Source organism: Klebsiella sp. JN_Kp122 (genome assembly GCF_040062085.1).
Classification (GTDB): Bacteria; Pseudomonadota; Gammaproteobacteria; order Enterobacterales; family Enterobacteriaceae; genus Klebsiella; species Klebsiella aerogenes.
The window spans coordinates 43877-61502 of sequence record NZ_JBEAHW010000025.1 but is presented as its reverse complement, the minus strand read 5'-3'; the positions used below and the strand labels follow the sequence as shown (position 1 = coordinate 61502).

The 17626-nt window shown below is 56.0% G+C and carries 18 protein-coding genes; 11 read left to right on the top strand and 7 right to left on the bottom strand.

Annotation, left to right across the window (positions count from 1 at the left end; translation table 11 throughout):
- The first annotated feature begins 110 nt into the window (after positions 1-110).
- Positions 111-428 (top strand): met regulon transcriptional regulator MetJ, encoded by a 318-nt coding sequence (gene metJ, locus ABLU78_RS11895; protein ID WP_004107547.1) that lies wholly within the window; start codon positions 111-113, stop codon positions 426-428.
- A 101-nt stretch (positions 429-529) separates the two neighbouring features.
- Here metJ and rpmE read toward each other — a convergent pair whose 3' ends face one another.
- The gene (rpmE, locus tag ABLU78_RS11890; protein WP_015368925.1) at positions 530-742 is read right to left on the bottom strand and encodes a 50S ribosomal protein L31; all 213 of its coding nucleotides are present in this window, start codon (positions 740-742) and stop codon (positions 530-532) included.
- Positions 743-1002: 260 nt separating this feature from the next.
- Here rpmE and priA point away from each other — a divergent pair, with 260 nt between their 5' ends.
- The 7 genes from priA to rraA all read left to right on the top strand — a co-directional run bounded on the left by priA (position 1003) and on the right by rraA (position 8976).
- Positions 1003-3198: a primosomal protein N' gene (priA, locus tag ABLU78_RS11885; RefSeq protein ID WP_048230163.1), complete on the top strand. Its 2196-nt coding sequence runs from the start codon at positions 1003-1005 to the stop codon at positions 3196-3198.
- A gap of 149 nt (positions 3199-3347) precedes the next feature.
- A complete protein-coding gene (cytR, locus tag ABLU78_RS11880) occupies positions 3348-4376 on the top strand; it encodes a DNA-binding transcriptional regulator CytR (protein ID WP_015368928.1) in 1029 nt (342 codons plus the stop codon).
- Positions 4377-4469: 93 nt separating this feature from the next.
- Positions 4470-5438, top strand: coding sequence for a cell division protein FtsN (gene ftsN / locus ABLU78_RS11875; RefSeq protein ID WP_071596034.1), 969 nt, complete (start codon positions 4470-4472; stop codon positions 5436-5438).
- A 91-nt stretch (positions 5439-5529) separates the two neighbouring features.
- The gene (gene hslV / locus ABLU78_RS11870; protein ID WP_015368930.1) at positions 5530-6060 is read left to right on the top strand and encodes an ATP-dependent protease subunit HslV; all 531 of its coding nucleotides are present in this window, start codon (positions 5530-5532) and stop codon (positions 6058-6060) included.
- Between the two features lie 9 nt (positions 6061-6069).
- Positions 6070-7404, top strand: a complete 1335-nt coding sequence (gene hslU, locus ABLU78_RS11865; protein WP_015368931.1) for an HslU--HslV peptidase ATPase subunit — start codon at positions 6070-6072, stop codon at positions 7402-7404.
- A gap of 67 nt (positions 7405-7471) precedes the next feature.
- Positions 7472-8398, top strand: a complete 927-nt coding sequence (menA, locus tag ABLU78_RS11860; protein ID WP_048230172.1) for a 1,4-dihydroxy-2-naphthoate polyprenyltransferase — start codon at positions 7472-7474, stop codon at positions 8396-8398.
- A 92-nt stretch (positions 8399-8490) separates the two neighbouring features.
- Positions 8491-8976: a ribonuclease E activity regulator RraA gene (gene rraA / locus ABLU78_RS11855; protein WP_015703948.1), complete on the top strand. Its 486-nt coding sequence runs from the start codon at positions 8491-8493 to the stop codon at positions 8974-8976.
- A gap of 68 nt (positions 8977-9044) precedes the next feature.
- Here the strand turns inward: rraA and pfkA are convergent, their stop codons facing one another.
- The 3 genes from pfkA to cpxP form a co-directional block, all read right to left on the bottom strand.
- Entirely contained in the window at positions 9045-10007 is a 963-nt protein-coding gene (gene pfkA, locus ABLU78_RS11850; protein ID WP_015368934.1) for a 6-phosphofructokinase, read from the bottom strand.
- A 203-nt stretch (positions 10008-10210) separates the two neighbouring features.
- Positions 10211-11107, bottom strand: coding sequence for a CDF family cation-efflux transporter FieF (gene fieF / locus ABLU78_RS11845; RefSeq protein ID WP_015368935.1), 897 nt, complete (start codon positions 11105-11107; stop codon positions 10211-10213).
- A gap of 158 nt (positions 11108-11265) precedes the next feature.
- On the bottom strand, positions 11266-11769 hold the full coding sequence (cpxP, locus tag ABLU78_RS11840; RefSeq protein ID WP_015368936.1) for a cell-envelope stress modulator CpxP: 504 nt from the start codon (positions 11767-11769) through the stop codon (positions 11266-11268).
- 149 nt (positions 11770-11918) lie between these two features.
- Here cpxP and cpxR point away from each other — a divergent pair, with 149 nt between their 5' ends.
- Both cpxR and cpxA read left to right on the top strand, forming a co-directional pair.
- Positions 11919-12617: an envelope stress response regulator transcription factor CpxR gene (gene cpxR, locus ABLU78_RS11835; protein WP_015368937.1), complete on the top strand. Its 699-nt coding sequence runs from the start codon at positions 11919-11921 to the stop codon at positions 12615-12617.
- The gene (gene cpxA / locus ABLU78_RS11830; RefSeq protein ID WP_015368938.1) at positions 12614-13987 is read left to right on the top strand and encodes an envelope stress sensor histidine kinase CpxA; all 1374 of its coding nucleotides are present in this window, start codon (positions 12614-12616) and stop codon (positions 13985-13987) included. Before cpxR ends, cpxA begins: the two co-directional genes overlap by 4 nt.
- A gap of 62 nt (positions 13988-14049) precedes the next feature.
- Here cpxA and yiiM read toward each other — a convergent pair whose 3' ends face one another.
- Together yiiM and sodA are read right to left on the bottom strand one after the other, a co-directional pair.
- A complete protein-coding gene (gene yiiM, locus ABLU78_RS11825) occupies positions 14050-14724 on the bottom strand; it encodes a 6-hydroxyaminopurine reductase (RefSeq protein WP_015703947.1) in 675 nt (224 codons plus the stop codon).
- 72 nt (positions 14725-14796) lie between these two features.
- On the bottom strand, positions 14797-15417 hold the full coding sequence (gene sodA, locus ABLU78_RS11820; RefSeq protein ID WP_015368940.1) for a superoxide dismutase [Mn]: 621 nt from the start codon (positions 15415-15417) through the stop codon (positions 14797-14799).
- Positions 15418-15708: 291 nt separating this feature from the next.
- On the opposite strand from sodA, the gene rhaT reads away from it, so the two are divergent.
- Positions 15709-16743 carry an L-rhamnose/proton symporter RhaT gene (rhaT, locus tag ABLU78_RS11815; protein ID WP_032706783.1) on the top strand — a complete coding sequence of 345 codons (1035 nt, stop codon included), beginning with the start codon at positions 15709-15711 and terminating at the stop codon, positions 16741-16743.
- Positions 16744-16750: 7 nt separating this feature from the next.
- Here the strand turns inward: rhaT and rhaR are convergent, their stop codons facing one another.
- Positions 16751-17599 carry an HTH-type transcriptional activator RhaR gene (gene rhaR / locus ABLU78_RS11810; protein WP_048230165.1) on the bottom strand — a complete coding sequence of 283 codons (849 nt, stop codon included), beginning with the start codon at positions 17597-17599 and terminating at the stop codon, positions 16751-16753.
- Positions 17600-17626: the final 27 nt, after the last annotated feature.

The following is a 17626-nucleotide window of genomic DNA, read 5'->3' as shown; positions in this document are numbered from 1 at the left end:
CGGCGGCTTATATCATGTCGGAAAGCACGCTCATACGGTAAACTACGCGCAATTATGGTCGGGCGTAATGTTCTGGCCCTTAACTAATAAACAGAGGATTAAGGTATCTCATGGCTGAATGGAGCGGCGAATATATCAGCCCATACGCTGAGCACGGTAAGAAGAGTGAGCAAGTAAAAAAAATTACGGTTTCCATTCCTCTGAAGGTGTTAAAGATCCTCACCGATGAACGCACGCGTCGTCAGGTGAACAACCTGCGTCACGCCACGAATAGCGAACTGCTGTGCGAGGCGTTCCTGCATGCCTTTACCGGTCAACCGTTGCCTAACGATGAAGACCTGCGTAAAGAGCGCAGCGATGAAATCCCGGAGGCGGCGAAAGAGATTATGCGTGAACTGGGTATCGACCCGGATACGTGGGAATACTAAGACATAAAAAAAGCGGAAGATATCTTCCGCTTTTTTTATCCCTCGGCCTGGCCAGACGAAGGATACAAAAAAGCCGCCCTGAGGCGGCTTTTTCTGGCAACTTACTTGCTGCCCGGGATGCTGAAGCGCTTGTTGAAGCGGTCAACACGGCCACCGGTAGCAACATCACGCTGTTTGCCGGTGTAGAACGGGTGGCATTTACCGCACACGTCGAGGTTCAGGTCGTGACCAACGGTGGAACGGATTTTCATGACATTACCGCAAGAACAGGTAGCAGTAATTTCGTCGTAATTTGGGTGAATACCTTTTTTCATGGGAGAACCTCAGTTAAGGCCGCGTCGCTCTTCCAGCCCTAACGCCAGACACCACGCGATATTAATAATTTCCCGACGACCTTCGCGCCGCTGGCGTAAACCGGCTTAGCGAATTTCCCGGGTTTTGGGATGTTTGATGCGGCATAAAGCGCACCAAAGGCGGCGAATCATACAGAATTTGACCAGCAGATGCAAACTTATCCGCGCCACCTTCGGTAATGTGTATACTAACCCGCCAGATTTCAAGTCAGGAAGATTCCATGTCCGTCGCTCATGTCGCCCTGCCCGTTCCGCTGCCCCGCACCTTTGACTATTTGTTGCCTGAAGGCATCCCGGTCAAGGCGGGCTGTCGCGTACGCGTGCCGTTCGGCAAACAGGAGCGGATCGGTATCGTGGTGTCGGTCAGCGAACGTAGCGAACTCCCGCTCGCCGAACTCAAACCGGTCGCCGAAGCGCTGGATAGCGAACCGGTATTTTCCTCTGCCGTCTGGCGCATGCTGCTATGGGCCGCGGATTACTATCATCATCCCATCGGCGACGTGCTGTTCCACGCGCTGCCGATTATGCTGCGCCAGGGCAAACCGGCCAGCGCCGCGCCAATGTGGTACTGGTTTGCGACGGAACAGGGACAAGCGCTGGATATCAACAGCCTTAAACGCTCGCCGAAGCAGCAGCAGGCGCTGGCGGCGCTGCGCCAGGGCAAAATCTGGCGCTATCAGGTCGCAGAACTTGAATTCAATGACGCGGCGCTACAGGCGCTGCGTGGCAAAGGGCTGGCGGAGCTAGCCTGCGAAGCGCCAGCGATTATTGACTGGCGGACCAGCTTCGCGGTGCCCGGCGAACGGCTGCGCCTGAATACCGAGCAGGCGACCGCCGTCGGGGCAATTCATAGCGCCTCCGACCGTTTCTCCGCCTGGCTGCTGGCGGGTATTACCGGCTCAGGGAAAACGGAGGTCTATCTGAGCGTGCTGGAGAACGTGCTGGCGCAGGGTCGACAGGCGCTGGTGATGGTGCCGGAAATCGGCCTGACGCCGCAGACTATCGCCCGCTTCCGCCAGCGTTTTAACGCCCCGGTGGAGGTCCTGCATTCGGGTCTCAACGACAGCGAGCGCCTCGCATCATGGTTAAAGGCGAAAAATGGCGAAGCGGCGATCGTTATCGGTACCCGCTCGTCGCTGTTTACGCCGTTTAAAGACCTCGGCGTTATTGTCATCGACGAAGAACACGATAGCTCCTATAAACAACAGGAAGGCTGGCGTTATCACGCTCGCGACCTGGCGGTATGGCGCGCCCATAGCGAACAGATCCCGATTATCCTCGGCTCGGCGACCCCGGCGCTGGAGACGCTCTATAACGTGCGCCAGCGCAAGTACCGTGAGTTAAAGCTGACCAAACGCGCGGGCAACGCCCGCCCGGCGCAGCAGCACGTGCTGGATTTAAAAGGCCAGCAGTTGCAGGCGGGCCTATCGCCTGCGCTGATTAACCGCATGCGACAGCATCTGCAGGCCGACAATCAGGTGATCCTGTTTTTGAACCGCCGCGGTTTCGCCCCGGCGCTGCTATGCCACGACTGCGGCTGGATAGCGGAGTGCCCGCGCTGCGATAGTTACTACACCCTGCATCAGGCGCAGCATCATCTGCGTTGCCACCACTGCGACAGCCAGCGCCCCATTCCGCGCCAATGTCCTTCCTGCGGGTCGACGCACCTGGTGCCAGTGGGTCTCGGGACTGAACAGCTGGAGCAGGCGCTGGCGCCGATGTTCCCTGATGTACCAATCTCACGTATCGACCGCGATACCACCAGCCGTAAAGGGGCGTTGGAGCAATATCTTGCCGACGTCCATCGCGGCGGCGCACGCATTCTGATTGGCACCCAAATGCTGGCTAAGGGACATCATTTCCCGGACGTCACCCTGGTGTCGCTGCTGGATGTCGACGGCGCGCTGTTTTCCGCCGACTTTCGCTCGGCGGAGCGGTTTGCCCAGCTCTATACCCAGGTCTCCGGCCGCGCCGGGCGCGCGGGCAAGCAGGGTGAAGTGATCCTGCAAACCCATCATCCGGAACACCCGCTGCTGCAGACCCTGCTGTATAAAGGCTACGATGCGTTTGCCGAGCAGGCGCTGGCGGAGCGGCAAACCATGCAGCTACCGCCGTGGACCAGTCACGTGCTGATCCGCGCCGAAGACCATAATAACCAGCAGGCGCCGCTGTTTTTACAACAGTTACGTAACCTGTTGCAGGCCAGCCCGCTGGCCGATGATAAACTGTGGGTACTCGGCCCGGTCCCCGCGCTGGCGCCAAAGCGCGGCGGTCGCTGGCGCTGGCAAATTCTGCTGCAGCACCCTTCCCGCATACGTCTACAACATATCGTCAGCGGTACGCTGGCGTTGATAAACACCCTGCCGGAAGCGCGTAAAGTGAAGTGGGTACTGGATGTCGATCCTATTGAAGGCTAAGTCTTCTCTTGCGAGGCGGATCGAAAAATTCAACAACCGTCACGTTTTTCATGAAAATTCTGTAACTCTCAGGCTGTACTATCTGTTAAAAATGTTGCTGATGTCAGCACGCAAGGGATGTGTCTGCGCAGTCAGCGAGGAGAAACCAGGTGAAGCCCAAAAAACAAATGGTTGCCGCCACCATGAAAGACGTCGCCCTGAAGGCAAACGTTTCAACGGCAACCGTATCCCGTGCGCTAATGAATCCCGACAAAGTGTCGCAGGCAACCCGCAGTCGGGTGGAGCAGGCGGCGCAGGAAGTCGGCTATTTACCGCAGTCGCTCGGGCGTAACATGAAACGCAATGAGTCGCGGACGATCCTTGTGATCGTGCCGGATATTTGCGATCCCTTCTTCAGTGAGGTGATTCGCGGCATTGAAGTGACCGCCGCCGACGAAGGCTATCTGGTGCTGATCGGCGATTGCGCCCATCAGAATCAGAAAGAAAAAACCTTTATTGATCTCATTATCACCAAACAAATTGACGGTATGGTGCTGCTGAGCTCGCGCCTGCCGTTCGACGCCAGCGTCGAAGAGCAGCGTAATTTGCCGCCGATGGTCATGTCGAACGAGTTTGCGCCGGAGCTGGAGCTCCCTACCGTGCATATCGATAACCTGACCGCCGCGTTTAATGCCGTTAATTATCTCCACGAACTGGGGCATCAACGTATCGGCTGTATCGCCGGGCCGGAGGATATGCCGCTGTGCCATTACCGGCTGCAGGGATATGTTCAGGCGCTGCGCCGCAGCGGTATCACCGTCGATCCGCACTACATCGCCCGCGGCAACTTTACTTTTGAAGCCGGGGCCAACGCGCTGGAGCAACTGCTGGCGCAGCCGGTGCCGCCGACCGCGGTATTTTGCCATAGCGACGTTATGGCGCTGGGCGCATTGTCGCTGGCCAAACGTCGCGGCCTGAGGGTGCCGGAAGATTTATCGATTGTTGGGTTTGATAACATCGCGTTGTCTGAATTTTGCGATCCGCCGTTAACTACCGTTTCACAGCCGCGTTTTGATATCGGCCGTGAAGGAATGCTGCTATTACTCGAGCAAATGCAGGGCCGTAACGTCAACAGCGGCTCGCGTCTGCTCGATTGCGAACTGATCGTTCGCGGCAGTACGCAAAAAATCAGACGATAACCATCAGGCTTTCGGGCCTGCTCTTCTGGTCAAAGGCCCGCCGCTTAAGTAACATGGCGGGCTGACGAACGAATATAAGACAGCGAAACGATAGTGGCACAACGAGATTATGTACGCCGCAGCCAACCGGCTCCTTCGCGGCGCAAAAAGAGCAGCCCCCGAAGCTCAAGGAAAAAGCAGAGCAGCCTTCCGGCGATTTCACCGACTATGGTTGCGATCGCAGCGGCCGTGCTGGTGGCCTTTATCGGTGGTCTGTATTTCATTACCCATCACAAGAAAGAAGAAGCGGAAGCGCTGCAGAACCGTCAGGCGGCAGGCAACGGTCTCCCGCCGAAACCGGAAGAGCGCTGGCGCTATATTAAAGAGCTGGAAAGCCGCCAGCCGGGCGTTCGCGCGCCGACTGAGCCAACCGCCGGCGGCGAAGTGATGAAACCCGAGCAGCTTACCGACGAGCAGCGCCAACTATTGGCGCAAATGCAGGCGGATATGCGTCAGCAGCCTACGCAGCTGACTGAAGTGCCGTGGAACGAACAAACGCCGGCGCAACGTCAGCAGACGCTGCAACGTCAACGTCTGGCGCAGCAACAGCAGCAGGCACAACAGCAGCAGTGGGCGCAGACGCAGCAGCAGACCGCGCAGCAACAGCCGCGCGTCCAGCAGCCGAAGCCGGTGCAGCAACAGCAGCCGAAGCAAACAGCGTCCAACCAGCAGCCGTACCAGGATCTGCTGCAGACGCCGGCGCATAACACCACTGCGCAGCCGAAAACCCAGGCCGCCGCGCCGGTCGCCCGCGTAGAAGAAGCGCCGAAAGCCGCGGCCGCCGAGAAGAAAGACGATCGCAGCTGGATGGTTCAGTGTGGTTCCTTTAAAGGCGCCGAGCAGGCCGAAACCGTGCGCGCTCAGTTGGCCTTTGAGGGCTTTGCTTCGCATATCACCACCAACAACGGCTGGAACCGGGTAGTGATTGGGCCGCTGAAAGGCAAAGAGAACGCCAACGATATGATCAACCGTCTCAAGATGGCCGGACACGCAAACTGCATTCGTCTCGCCGCCAGGGGTTGAAACCCCAAAAATCCCCCCCATCTATAATTGCATTCTGCCCCGCGTAACCCGCGGGGCCCCTATTCCGCTTTTGCAACCAAGGGGTCTGCTCGTGACAACAATAGTTAGTGTTCGCCGTAATGGCCATGTCGTTATCGCCGGTGATGGCCAGGCCACGCTGGGCAACACCGTGATGAAAGGCAACGTGAAGAAAGTGCGTCGTCTGTACAACGACAAAGTGATCGCTGGTTTCGCTGGCGGTACCGCTGACGCCTTCACCCTGTTCGAACTGTTCGAGCGTAAGCTGGAGATGCATCAGGGCCATCTGGTGAAAGCCGCCGTTGAGCTGGCGAAAGACTGGCGTACCGACCGCATGCTGCGCAAACTGGAAGCGCTGCTCGCCGTCGCTGACGAAAACGCGTCGCTTATCATCACCGGTAACGGCGACGTAGTTCAGCCAGAAAACGATTTGATTGCGATTGGCTCCGGCGGGCCATATGCCCAGGCCGCCGCTCGCGCGCTGCTGGAAAACACCGAAATGGGCGCTCGCGACATCGCCGAGAAAGCGTTGGATATTGCAGGGGATATCTGCATCTATACCAACCACTTCCACACCATCGAAGAATTACCTTCTAAAGCGTAAGGATCTCCCATGTCTGAAATGACCCCACGCGAAATTGTCAGCGAACTGGACAAACATATTATCGGCCAGGACGCGGCCAAGCGTTCTGTTGCTATCGCCCTGCGAAACCGCTGGCGCCGTATGCAGCTTAATGAAGAGCTGCGTCATGAAGTCACGCCGAAAAACATTCTGATGATAGGCCCGACCGGCGTCGGTAAAACCGAAATCGCCCGTCGCCTGGCGAAACTGGCCAACGCGCCGTTCATCAAAGTTGAAGCGACCAAGTTCACCGAAGTGGGCTATGTTGGTAAAGAAGTGGACTCTATCATCCGCGATCTGACCGACGCTGCGATCAAAATGGTACGCATGCAGTCCATCGATAAAAACCGCTATCGCGCCGAAGAAATGGCCGAAGAGCGTATCCTCGACGTGCTGATCCCGCCGGCGAAAAATAACTGGGGCCAGGCTGAACAGCCGCAGGAACCTTCCGCTGCGCGCCAGGCATTCCGCAAGAAACTGCGCGAAGGCCAGCTTGACGACAAAGAGATCGAAATCGATCTCGCCGCGGCGCCGATGGGCGTTGAAATCATGTCCCCTCCGGGCATGGAAGAGATGACCAGCCAGCTGCAGTCCATGTTCCAGAACCTGGGCGGCCAGAAACAGAAACCGCGTAAGCTGAAAATCAAAGACGCGATGAAGCTGCTTATCGAAGAAGAAGCGGCGAAGCTGGTTAACCCGGAAGAGCTGAAGCAAGAAGCTATCGACGCCGTTGAACAGCACGGTATCGTGTTCATCGACGAAATCGACAAAATCTGTAAGCGCGGCGGCAACGCCTCCGGCCCGGATGTGTCTCGTGAAGGCGTTCAGCGCGACCTGCTGCCGCTGGTGGAAGGCTGCACCGTCTCCACTAAACACGGGATGGTGAAAACCGATCACATTCTGTTTATCGCCTCCGGCGCGTTCCAGGTCGCCAGCCCATCAGATTTGATCCCGGAACTGCAGGGCCGTCTGCCGATCCGCGTTGAGCTGAAAGCGCTGACTACCCATGATTTCGAACGTATTCTGACCGAGCCGAATGCCTCTATCACCGTGCAGTACAAAGCGCTGATGGCGACCGAAGGCGTGAATATCGAATTCACTGAAGATGGTATCAAGCGTATCGCTCAGGCGGCATGGCAGGTTAACGAAACCACCGAAAACATCGGCGCGCGTCGCCTGCACACGGTGCTGGAACGTCTGATCGAAGACATCTCTTATGATGCCAGCGAAATGAACGGCCAGACGGTGACCATCGACGGCGATTATGTCGGTAAACACCTGGATGTTCTGGTGGCAGATGAAGATCTGAGCCGTTTTATCCTATAATCCGGTTCAATGCATTTTCATCACACACGGTGGGGCTATGATAGCCCCATTTTTTTGGCTGAAAGAAATGACTGAACAACCGATAACACGCACTAAGGCCTGGCTTGAAAGCCTGCGTCCAAAAACATTACCTCTGGCTTTCTCCGCTATCATCGTCGGCACCGCGTTGGCGTGGCAGCAAGGCCACTTCGATCCGCTGGTCGCGCTGCTGGCGCTTATTACCGCCGGTTTGCTGCAAATTTTATCTAATCTCGCCAATGATTATGGCGACGCCGTCAAAGGCAGCGATAAACCTGACCGTATCGGGCCGCTGCGCGGAATGCAAAAAGGCGCCATCACCCAGTCGCAGATGAAACGCGCGCTGATCGTAACGGTAGCGCTGATTTGCCTGTCCGGCCTGGCGTTGCTGTTCTCCGCCTGGCAGACAATGGCGGACTTCATCGGCTTTATGGTACTCGGCGGGTTGTCGATTATCGCCGCTATCACCTATACCGTCGGCACGCGTCCTTACGGCTATATTGGCCTTGGCGATATCTCGGTGCTGGTTTTCTTCGGCTGGCTGAGCGTTGTCGGCAGTTGGTATCTGCAGGCGCATAGCATCGAGGCGGTTATTTTCCTGCCCGCTACCGCCTGTGGCCTGCTGGCCGCCGCGGTTCTGAATATCAATAACCTGCGCGATATCGATAGCGACCGCCTGAACGGTAAAAACACGCTGGCGGTTCGTCTGGGGCCGGTGAACGCTCGCCGTTATCACAGCGTTTTGCTGCTTGGCGCTCCGCTGTGCCTGGCGCTGTTTAACCTGCTGGCGCTGCACAGTCTATGGGGCTGGCTGTTTATTCTCGCCATTCCGCTGCTGGTAAAACAGGCGCGTTTTGTCATGCGTGAACACGAACCGGTGGCGATGCGTCCGATGCTCGAACGCACGGTCAAAGCGGCATTATTAACCAGCCTGCTGTTTGTCATCGGGATTATCGGCAGTAAGCTGGCGGCATAACTGACAAATATCAATTAACAATTGATGATTTTGCAAACAATGCAGTTCACGGGATATACTAAAAATTCTCGCAGCAACTGAACGTTAAGCCTATGAAATACGATACTTCCGAGCTTTGCGACATCTACCAGGAAGATGTCAATGTCGTGGAACCGCTGTTTTCCAACTTTGGAGGGCGGTCGTCGTTTGGTGGACAGATCATTACGGTAAAATGTTTCGAGGATAACGGGTTGCTCTACGATCTGCTCGAGCAGAATGGCCGTGGTCATATTCTCCTTATCGACGGCGGCGGTTCCGTGCGACGCGCGTTAATTGACGCCGACCTGGCGCGTCTGGCGGTACAGAACGAATGGGAAGGGCTGGTGGTCTATGGCGCGGTGCGCCAGGTTGACGACCTGGAAGATTTAGATATCGGTATCCAGGCGTTAGCCGCCATTCCTGTGGCCGCTGCAGGGGAAGGTATCGGCGAAAGCGACGTGCGCGTCAACTTCGGCGGCGTTACCTTCTTCTCCGGCGATCATCTGTATGCCGACAATACCGGTATCATCCTTTCCGAGGATGCGCTGGATATCGAATAACGCGCTCGATAACGCCCTAATAAAAAAGGCCTTCTCACTGAGAAGGCCTTTTTGTTATGCCGCGAAACTTAGTACAGTTTCTTCGCGCAATCCATCCAGTCAGACTTGAACGGACGCTTCATATTTTCGATAGCATCGATGATGTCGTGGTGAACCAGCTTTTCGTTCTGGATACCAACACAGCGGCCGCCAAAGCCCTGCAGCAGCAGTTCGATGGCATATGCGCCCATACGGGAAGCCAGAATACGGTCGTAAGGAACCGGAGAGCCGCCGCGCTGAATGTGACCCAGCACGGTCGCACGAGTTTCACGGCCCGTTTCTTTCTCAATGAAGCTAGCCAGTTCGTCAACGTCGCACATGTGCTCGGTGATGGCCACGATCGCGTGTTTCTTACCTTTCGCGATGCCGGCTTTGATTTCAGCCACCAGATCGTCACGGGTATATTCTACTTCCGGCACCATGATGAACTCACAGCCGCCGGCAATCGCCGCCGCCAGAGTCAGATCGCCACAGTAGCGGCCCATCACTTCCACCACAGAGATACGCTGGTGCGAAGAGGAGGTGTCACGCAGGCGGTCAATCGCTTCAACAACGGTGCTCAGCGCGGTAAAGAAACCGATAGTGTAGTCAGTACCTTTGATGTCGTTATCGATGGTGCCCGGCAGGCCGATGCAAGGGAAACCCATCTCGGTCAGACGCATCGCACCCATATAGGAACCGTCGCCGCCGATAACAACCAGCGCGTCCAGGCCGCGCTTTTTCATATTTTCAATGGCGACAGCGCGAATATGCTCTTCGCGGAATTCCGGGAAACGAGCGGAGCCGAGGAAGGTACCGCCACGGTTGATCATGTCGGACACGCTGTAACGGTCAAGCTGAACCATACGATCTTCATACAGGCCGAGGTAACCGTCATAGATTCCAAAAACTTCCAGACCTTCCGTTAATGCCGCGCGCACAACGCCGCGAATTGCTGCGTTCATGCCCGGCGCATCACCGCCACTTGTCAACACACCGATTTTCTTAATCATGACTACCTCTGAACTTAGGAAGCAAAAAATAATCCTGTTGCCTGAAGCGCTCCCATACCAGGAGTGCACGACGATAATTGCAATAGTATATCAAACGCTTCTGGCTGAATTGATTCAGGTCAGACCAAATGGCGGTAATTTATACAAAAAATGCCTACCCGCCCCACATTTTTACATCGAGTTTACAGACTATAACCGAAAGCTCAAAAAACGCCCTGCCGCGCCGGCGGCACCACAGAACAGGGATCCTGATGGATGATGACATCCGATCCCGGGAAACGGCGCAAAATAGCCTGCTCCACCTGGTCGGCGATTACGTGCGCCTGCACCAGCGGGAGGTTATCTTCCATTTCCAAATGTATTTGAATAAAGCGAGTCGGCCCTGACTGCCGCGTTCGTAGATCGTGCGCGCCGCTGACGCCGGGCCAGCTGTTCACGATACTGATGATTTCCTGACGTTCCTCATCCGGAAGCGCACGGTCTAATAACGATTGCACCGCGTCGTAACCCATACGCAGCGCGCTATATAAAATATAGATGCCAATCCCTAATGCAAACAGCGCATCGGCGCGGTGCCAGCCGTACCAGGAGAGGCCGAGGGCGATAAGAATAGCGCCGTTCATCATAACATCAGACTGATAATGAAGCATATCCGCACGCACGGCCTGGCTCTGGGTTTTTCTGACCACCCAGCGCTGAAAGGTCACCAGCATCAGGGTGCTTATCAAGGCGATCAGCGTCACCACCATCCCGACGCCCGCCGCCTGCATCGGTTCAGGGCGAATCAAATGCTGGATCCCGGTCAGGAACAGAAACAACGCCGAACCGGAAATAAACATGCTCTGCGCCAACGCCGCCAGCGATTCCGCTTTCCCATGGCCAAAAGTATGTTCTTCATCAGCAGGTTGTAGCGAGTAACGCACCACCAGCAGGTTGGTCAGCGAGGCGGCAATATCCACCAGCGAATCCACCAGCGCCGCCAGAATACTCACCGAACCGGTATACCACCACGCAAAAATTTTGATCAAAAGTAACACGGAGGCCATCGCCGTCGCGGCAATAGCCGCGCGACTCACCAGCCGCCCATAAGATTGATTCATAAACGCTCCTTTTCCGGCGATGCGCTTAGTATAACCTGAACTTTTACCCGGAAGATGAACGGGCATGCGGCGGCTGAGGCGAAAAAAAGACAAAAAAAACCCCCACATCATGTGGGGGAAGACAGGGATGGTGTCTATGGCAAGGAAAACAGGGTTTGTTACTTGGGTTGCACGGTACTGCTACTACTGGAAAGCATCATGGCTGAGCCTTTCTGCATCCTTGCAACCTCACGCAACTGATCCATACGCTGCTGGTGCTTAGCATTTAAAACCGCTTGCTGCTCAGGGGTTAGCAGGTGGTACATCTGGTTGCGGACTTTCGCCATTTCTACCTGGCGGGCAACCTGTTCCTGCGCCATCTTTTCTGCCTGAGCGCGCACAGCGCTTTCATCAAATTTATCTGCGGTGACAAGGCTATGCATTGTCTCCAGTTCGCTAACATTAACAGGGAGCCGGTCATGGCGCGCCCGTTGCATAAGATCCCGTAACTGCTGTCGTTGCTGTTCGGTTAAACTTATGCCGTCAAACATATGGCTCTGGCCGCTGCGCTGGGCTCCCTCTTCACCGTGGAGCCAGTTAACGCCGGTAACGACTTCAGCGGCTTGGCTAGTAGCACTTAGCGCCAGCGTTGAGGCCATGACGGCAGCGATAACATTGCGCATCACATACTCCCAAAACGTTTGTGTCGCGATTCAACGAGAGACAGTTTACGATTCAGGCTGCAAACATGCGTCAGGGGGTGTAAAACAACGTAAAGTCATGGATTAGCGAGCCTTGATGACGTAATTTCTGCCTCGGAGGTATTTAAACAATGAATAAAATCCTGTTAGTTGATGATGACCGGGAGCTCACCTCCCTGTTAAAAGAGCTGCTCGATATGGAAGGTTTTAATGTGCTCGTTGCCCATGACGGTGAACAGGCGCTGGCGCTTCTTGACGACAGCATTGATCTCCTTTTGCTTGATGTGATGATGCCGAAGAAAAACGGTATCGACACGCTTAAAGAATTACGTCAGACACACCAGACCCCGGTTATCATGCTAACGGCGCGCGGAAGCGAGCTGGATCGCGTTCTCGGCCTCGAACTCGGGGCGGATGACTATTTGCCTAAGCCGTTTAACGATCGCGAACTGGTGGCCCGTATACGCGCGATTCTGCGTCGTTCCCACTGGAGCGAGCAGCAGCAGACCACCGAATCCGGTTCTCCGACCCTGGAAGTGGATGCGTTAAGCCTCAATCCGGGTCGTCAGGAAGCCAATTTTGATGGGCAAACGCTGGAGCTGACCGGCACCGAGTTCACCCTGCTGTATCTGCTGGCGCAGCATCTTGGTCAGGTGGTGTCACGTGAACACTTAAGCCAGGAAGTGCTGGGCAAGCGGCTGACGCCGTTCGACCGCGCTATCGATATGCATATTTCCAACCTGCGGCGTAAGCTGCCGGAGCGCAAAGACGGCCATCCGTGGTTTAAAACATTGCGCGGACGCGGCTATCTGATGGTTTCTGCTTCATGATTGGAAGTTTAACCGCACGCATCTTCGCTATCTTCTGGCTCACGCTGGCGCTGGTGTTGATGCTGGTACTGATGTTGCCCAAGCTGGACTCGCGCCAGATGACCGAGCTGCTGGAAAGCGAGCAACGTCAGGGCATCATGATTGAGCAGCACGTCGAGGCCGAACTGGCGAACGACCCGCCGAACGACCTGATGTGGTGGCGACGCCTGTTTCGCGCCATCGATAAGTGGGCGCCGCCGGGGCAGCGACTGCTGCTGGTCACCAGCGAAGGCCGCGTGATCGGCGCAGAACGCAACGAAATGCAGATCATTCGTAACTTTATCGGCCAGGCCGATAATGCCGATCATCCGCAGAAGAAGCGTTACGGACGCCTGGAGATGGTCGGCCCGTTTTCCGTCAGGGATGGTGAAGATAATTATCAACTTTATCTCATCCGCCCTGCCAGTACTTCACAATCCGACTTCATCAACCTGCTATTTGACCGTCCGCTATTACTGCTTATCGTGACGATGCTGGTCAGCGCCCCGCTGCTGCTCTGGCTGGCGTGGAGTCTGGCGAAACCGGCGCGCAAGCTGAAAAACGCCGCCGACGAAGTTGCCCAGGGTAACCTGCGGCAGCATCCTGAACTGGAAGCCGGTCCGCAGGAGTTTCTGGCCGCCGGGGCCAGCTTCAACCAGATGGTGACCGCGCTTGAGCGAATGATGACCAGCCAGCAGCGGCTGCTGTCGGATATCTCGCACGAGTTACGCACGCCGTTAACCCGCCTGCAGTTAGGCACCGCGTTGCTGCGCCGCCGCAGCGGTGAAAGCAAAGAGCTGGAGCGTATCGAAACCGAAGCGCATCGGCTGGATAGCATGATCAACGACCTGCTGGTGATGTCGCGTAATCAGGCGAAAAACGCGCTGGTCAGCGAGACGGTGAAAGCGAATCAGCTGTGGGGCGAAGTGCTGGACAACGCGGCATTTGAAGCCGAGCAGATGGGTAAATCCTTCACCGTTGAGTATCCGCCGGGCCCCTGGCCGCTGTACGGTAACCCCAATGCGCTGGAAAGCGCGCTGGAAAATATCGTGCGCAACGCGCTGCGCTACTCGCACACGAAAATTTCCGTCAGTTTCTCGGTGGATAAAGACGGAATCACGGTCAACGTCGATGATGACGGCCCGGGCGTCAGCCCGGAGGATCGCGAGCAGATTTTCCGTCCGTTCTATCGTACCGACGAGGCTCGCGATCGCGAGTCCGGCGGCACCGGTCTGGGGCTGGCGATTGTCGAAACGGCGATTCAGCAACATCGCGGCTGGGTTAAAGCCGACGATAGCCCGCTGGGTGGGCTGCGTTTAACAATCTGGCTGCCGCTGTATAAGCGTACTTAACCCTGTCCCGGCTTGCACTACGCTGAGCCGGGCTACTGGTTGCAACGTTCAATATGGGGGAATTATTTCCCCCATAATCTCCGCGAATTATCCTCGATCTGCCCGCTTAAACGCCGCTTCTGCATCGTTCTGCTCCAGCTTACCGACAGGCCCGCCGCCGATAACAGACGGTGATACTGCTCGTCGTCAAACGGCATATGCCAGGCAATCGCTCCGGCCTCATGTACGCTCACATCGCTTAGTCGCGATACCAGCTCCAGCGGCGCATCGCTGGAGACCCGGCCGCCGGCAATAATGCGGTAAAGCCAGCCAACCTTGCCGCTGTTCTGCATCAGTTGCGCCATGTCGCTAATGCCGAAATGGTAATTCAGTTTGAAGCAGGGAGAGCGCGGTTGAGTGACCTGAATCAGCGCCTCGCCCCAACGAAAGATATCGCCGATATAGACGTTTTTTTCCGTTAGCCCTTCGGTAGAAAGGTTTTCGCCGAATGCGGGTGCGCAGAACAGCTCGGCCTGCTGCGGGAATTCGCGGATCCAGTCGAGATAATGCTCGCGGGGATAGTGGCACAGCGCGCGATCCGGCCCGCCGTGAATTTTCTTTTCCGCCTGCTCGTCCCCTTCCAGCCCGAGATCGCCGAGCTGTAATTCGCCATCGACCTGGATTTTGCCAATTGCGCTGGGGCGGCTACCGTCGTAGTCCCTGATTTTGCCGACAAAGACATTCACCGGATAATGCATTGCTGCTCTCCTTGCTACGGATATAAAAAAAGCGAGTCATCAGACTCGCTTCTCTCTTAGCACAATGCAACCTTATTTTTTGGCGGCAAAACGCGCTGCTGCTTCGTCCCAGTTAACCACGTCCCAGAAGGCTTTGATGTAGTCCGGACGGCGGTTCTGGAATTTCAGATAGTAAGCGTGTTCCCACACATCCAGGCCGATAATCGGGAAGCCGGAAGCGCCGGAAATGGCTTCGCCCATCAGCGGGGAGTCCTGGTTAGCGGTAGAAACGACGGCCAGTTTGTCGCCTTTCAGCACCAGCCACGCCCAGCCGGAACCAAAGCGGGTTGCTGCCGCTTTTTCGAATTCAGCTTTGAAGTTGTCCACAGAACCGAAATCACGCTCGATAGCGGCTTTCAGGTCGCCCTGCAGGGTGGTGCCGGTTTTCAGACCTTTCCAGAACAGGCTGTGGTTAGCGTGGCCGCCCGCGTTGTTACGCAGTACGGTTTTTTTGTCAGCCGGCAGTTGATCAAGCTTAGTGATCAGTTCTTCCGCGGACAGGTTAGCGAATTCCGGCAGGCTTTCCAGCGCTGCGTTAGCGTTGTTAACGTAGGTCTGGTGATGCTTAGTATGATGGATCTCCATCGTCTGCTTGTCGAAATGCGGTTCCAGAGCATCGTAAGCGTACGGCAGGGATGGCAGTGTATAACTCATAATCATCTCCATTATTATCGGGCGGCAGAGGGTGTTAACGCCGCGTAAGCAGTCGGTTCATTATAGTTAATTAAATGATATTGAAAATGATTATCAATGCCGTAGTTTTACTAAGGTTATACCCAAAATAGATACACCCCAGTTTGTGAGCCAAAACAACTCATTAAGCCCCTGATTGCCAGAGTTTCGCCTGGCGTGGCAACAGCTCAAAGGCGTAAAAACTGCGCAATTTTTACACTCATCGCATCGGAGAGAGTCTATCCAACCCAAAAACAGATGAGGGTAAAGGCAATGAATCATGCGATTACGATGGGAATTTTTTGGCATTTAATCGGCGCCGCCAGTGCCGCCTGTTTTTATGCCCCTTTCAAGAAGGTGAAACACTGGTCGTGGGAAACCATGTGGTCGATCGGCGGGATTGTTTCCTGGCTAATTCTGCCGTGGGCGATAAGCGCCATGCTGCTGCCCGATTTCTGGGCCTACTATCGCTCATTTAGCGCTTCCACGCTGCTGCCGGTGTTTTTGTTCGGCGCGATGTGGGGCATCGGTAACATCAACTATGGCCTGACCATGCGCTATCTGGGGATGTCGATGGGGATCGGTATCGCTATCGGCATTACGCTTATCGTCGGCACCTTAATGACGCCGATCCTCAACGGCCACTTTGATGTGTTGATTCACACCAAAGGCGGACAAATGACCCTGCTCGGCGTGCTGGTGGCGGTAATTGGCGTGGGTATCGTCACCCGCGCCGGCCAGCTTAAAGAGCGCAAAATGGGCATCAAAGCGGAAGAGTTCAACCTGAAAAAAGGGCTGATGCTGGCGGTAATGTGCGGTATTTTCTCCGCCGGCATGTCATTTGCAATGAACGCCGCTAAACCAATGCATGAAGCCGCCGCGGCGCTGGGCGTCGACCCGCTGTATACCGCGCTGCCAAGCTACGTGGTGATCATGGGCGGCGGCGCGCTGGTTAACCTCGGCTTCTGCTTTATTCGCCTCGCCAAAGTGAAGGATTTGTCGCTAAAAGCCGACTTCTCACTGGCAAAACCGCTTATCATCAGCAACATTCTGCTTTCCGCATTGGGCGGGCTAATGTGGTATCTGCAGTTCTTCTTCTATGCCTGGGGCCACGCCAGTATCCCGGCGCAGTATGACTACATGAGCTGGATGCTGCATATGAGCTTCTACGTACTGTGTGGCGGGCTGGTTGGGCTGGTGCTGAAAGAGTGGAACAACGCCGGACGCCGCCCGGTCAGCGTGCTCAGCCTCGGCTGTGTGGTGATTATCATCGCCGCGAATATCGTCGGCCTGGGAATGGCTAACTGATTTCCCCTTACGCGGCGGCGCGACTGCGCTGCCGCCACTGTCCCGGCGTCATGCCAATTTCGCGATTAAACACCACCGAAAAATAGTTACTGTCCTCAAACCCGCACTGCATGGCGATCTCGCCGATTAGCCGCTCGGTATGCTGCAGTAAATACTGCGCATGGCAGATCCGCAGCTGGCGCAAATAGTGAGTTATCGTCATTCCCGTTTGCTGGCGAAACTGCTGGCGTAACGCACGTTCGCTGCAGCCTTCATGCAGACAGAAGCTATCCAGATTAAAGGGGCGATTCAGACTTCCGGCCAGCGCCGTTAGCAGTTTATCGAGCTGTGTTTCGCTTTGCGTCGCCGCCAGGTTATCAGTGGCGTAGCGATAGCGCTGGAGCGTCAACACCAGTTGGGCGAACAGCAGCTCCGCCATGCTATCCGCCTGCGCATCCTGCCGCGCGCTTTCGTGCTCCAGCTGGGTAATCACCTGCCTGACCTGCGCCATCCCGCTGCTGCCGATCCGCCAGTGCGGCTGCCACGGCGTGCCGAATAATCCCGGAATATGCGCCGCCCAGTCAAAATTGAGCCGCAGCCGATCCGGGCAATAAATAATATTCTGCAGCACCAGGTCGTTGACCGACGCATAAGAGTGTTTATCTTCCGCGCGAATATAAAAGAGATCGCCGCGGGTAATCCGCCACGGGCGATCGTTGAGGATATGCAGACCGTTGCCGCGCCACACCAGCACCAGCTCGCAAAATTCATGGGTATGCTCGGCGAAGACGTTTTGCGGGTAGCGGTCAGCCACCGCCACCGCCTGCGAGGGGGAGGCAAAAAACTCATCTTTGCGAAGCACCAGCTGACCTGCCACAACTCTCACTCCCGACGCGGAAACCAA

Excerpts from the sequence above, each read along its gene's own strand:
- yiiM (WP_015703947.1), bottom strand. The coding sequence starts at position 14,724 with ATGCATTATCCGGTGAATGTCTTTGTCGGCAAAATCAGGGACTACGAC.
- metJ (WP_004107547.1), top strand. The coding sequence starts at position 111 with ATGGCTGAATGGAGCGGCGAATATATCAGCCCATACGCTGAGCACGGT.
- pfkA (WP_015368934.1), bottom strand. The coding sequence starts at position 10,007 with ATGATTAAGAAAATCGGTGTGTTGACAAGTGGCGGTGATGCGCCGGGC.
- rpmE (WP_015368925.1), bottom strand. The coding sequence starts at position 742 with ATGAAAAAAGGTATTCACCCAAATTACGACGAAATTACTGCTACCTGT.
- cpxR (WP_015368937.1), top strand. The coding sequence starts at position 11,919 with ATGAATAAAATCCTGTTAGTTGATGATGACCGGGAGCTCACCTCCCTG.
- priA (WP_048230163.1), top strand. The coding sequence starts at position 1,003 with ATGTCCGTCGCTCATGTCGCCCTGCCCGTTCCGCTGCCCCGCACCTTT.
- cpxA (WP_015368938.1), top strand. The coding sequence starts at position 12,614 with ATGATTGGAAGTTTAACCGCACGCATCTTCGCTATCTTCTGGCTCACG.
- rhaT (WP_032706783.1), top strand. The coding sequence starts at position 15,709 with ATGAATCATGCGATTACGATGGGAATTTTTTGGCATTTAATCGGCGCC.
- menA (WP_048230172.1), top strand. The coding sequence starts at position 7,472 with ATGACTGAACAACCGATAACACGCACTAAGGCCTGGCTTGAAAGCCTG.
- hslU (WP_015368931.1), top strand. The coding sequence starts at position 6,070 with ATGTCTGAAATGACCCCACGCGAAATTGTCAGCGAACTGGACAAACAT.
- sodA (WP_015368940.1), bottom strand. The coding sequence starts at position 15,417 with ATGAGTTATACACTGCCATCCCTGCCGTACGCTTACGATGCTCTGGAA.
- fieF (WP_015368935.1), bottom strand. The coding sequence starts at position 11,107 with ATGAATCAATCTTATGGGCGGCTGGTGAGTCGCGCGGCTATTGCCGCG.
- rraA (WP_015703948.1), top strand. The coding sequence starts at position 8,491 with ATGAAATACGATACTTCCGAGCTTTGCGACATCTACCAGGAAGATGTC.
- cpxP (WP_015368936.1), bottom strand. The coding sequence starts at position 11,769 with ATGCGCAATGTTATCGCTGCCGTCATGGCCTCAACGCTGGCGCTAAGT.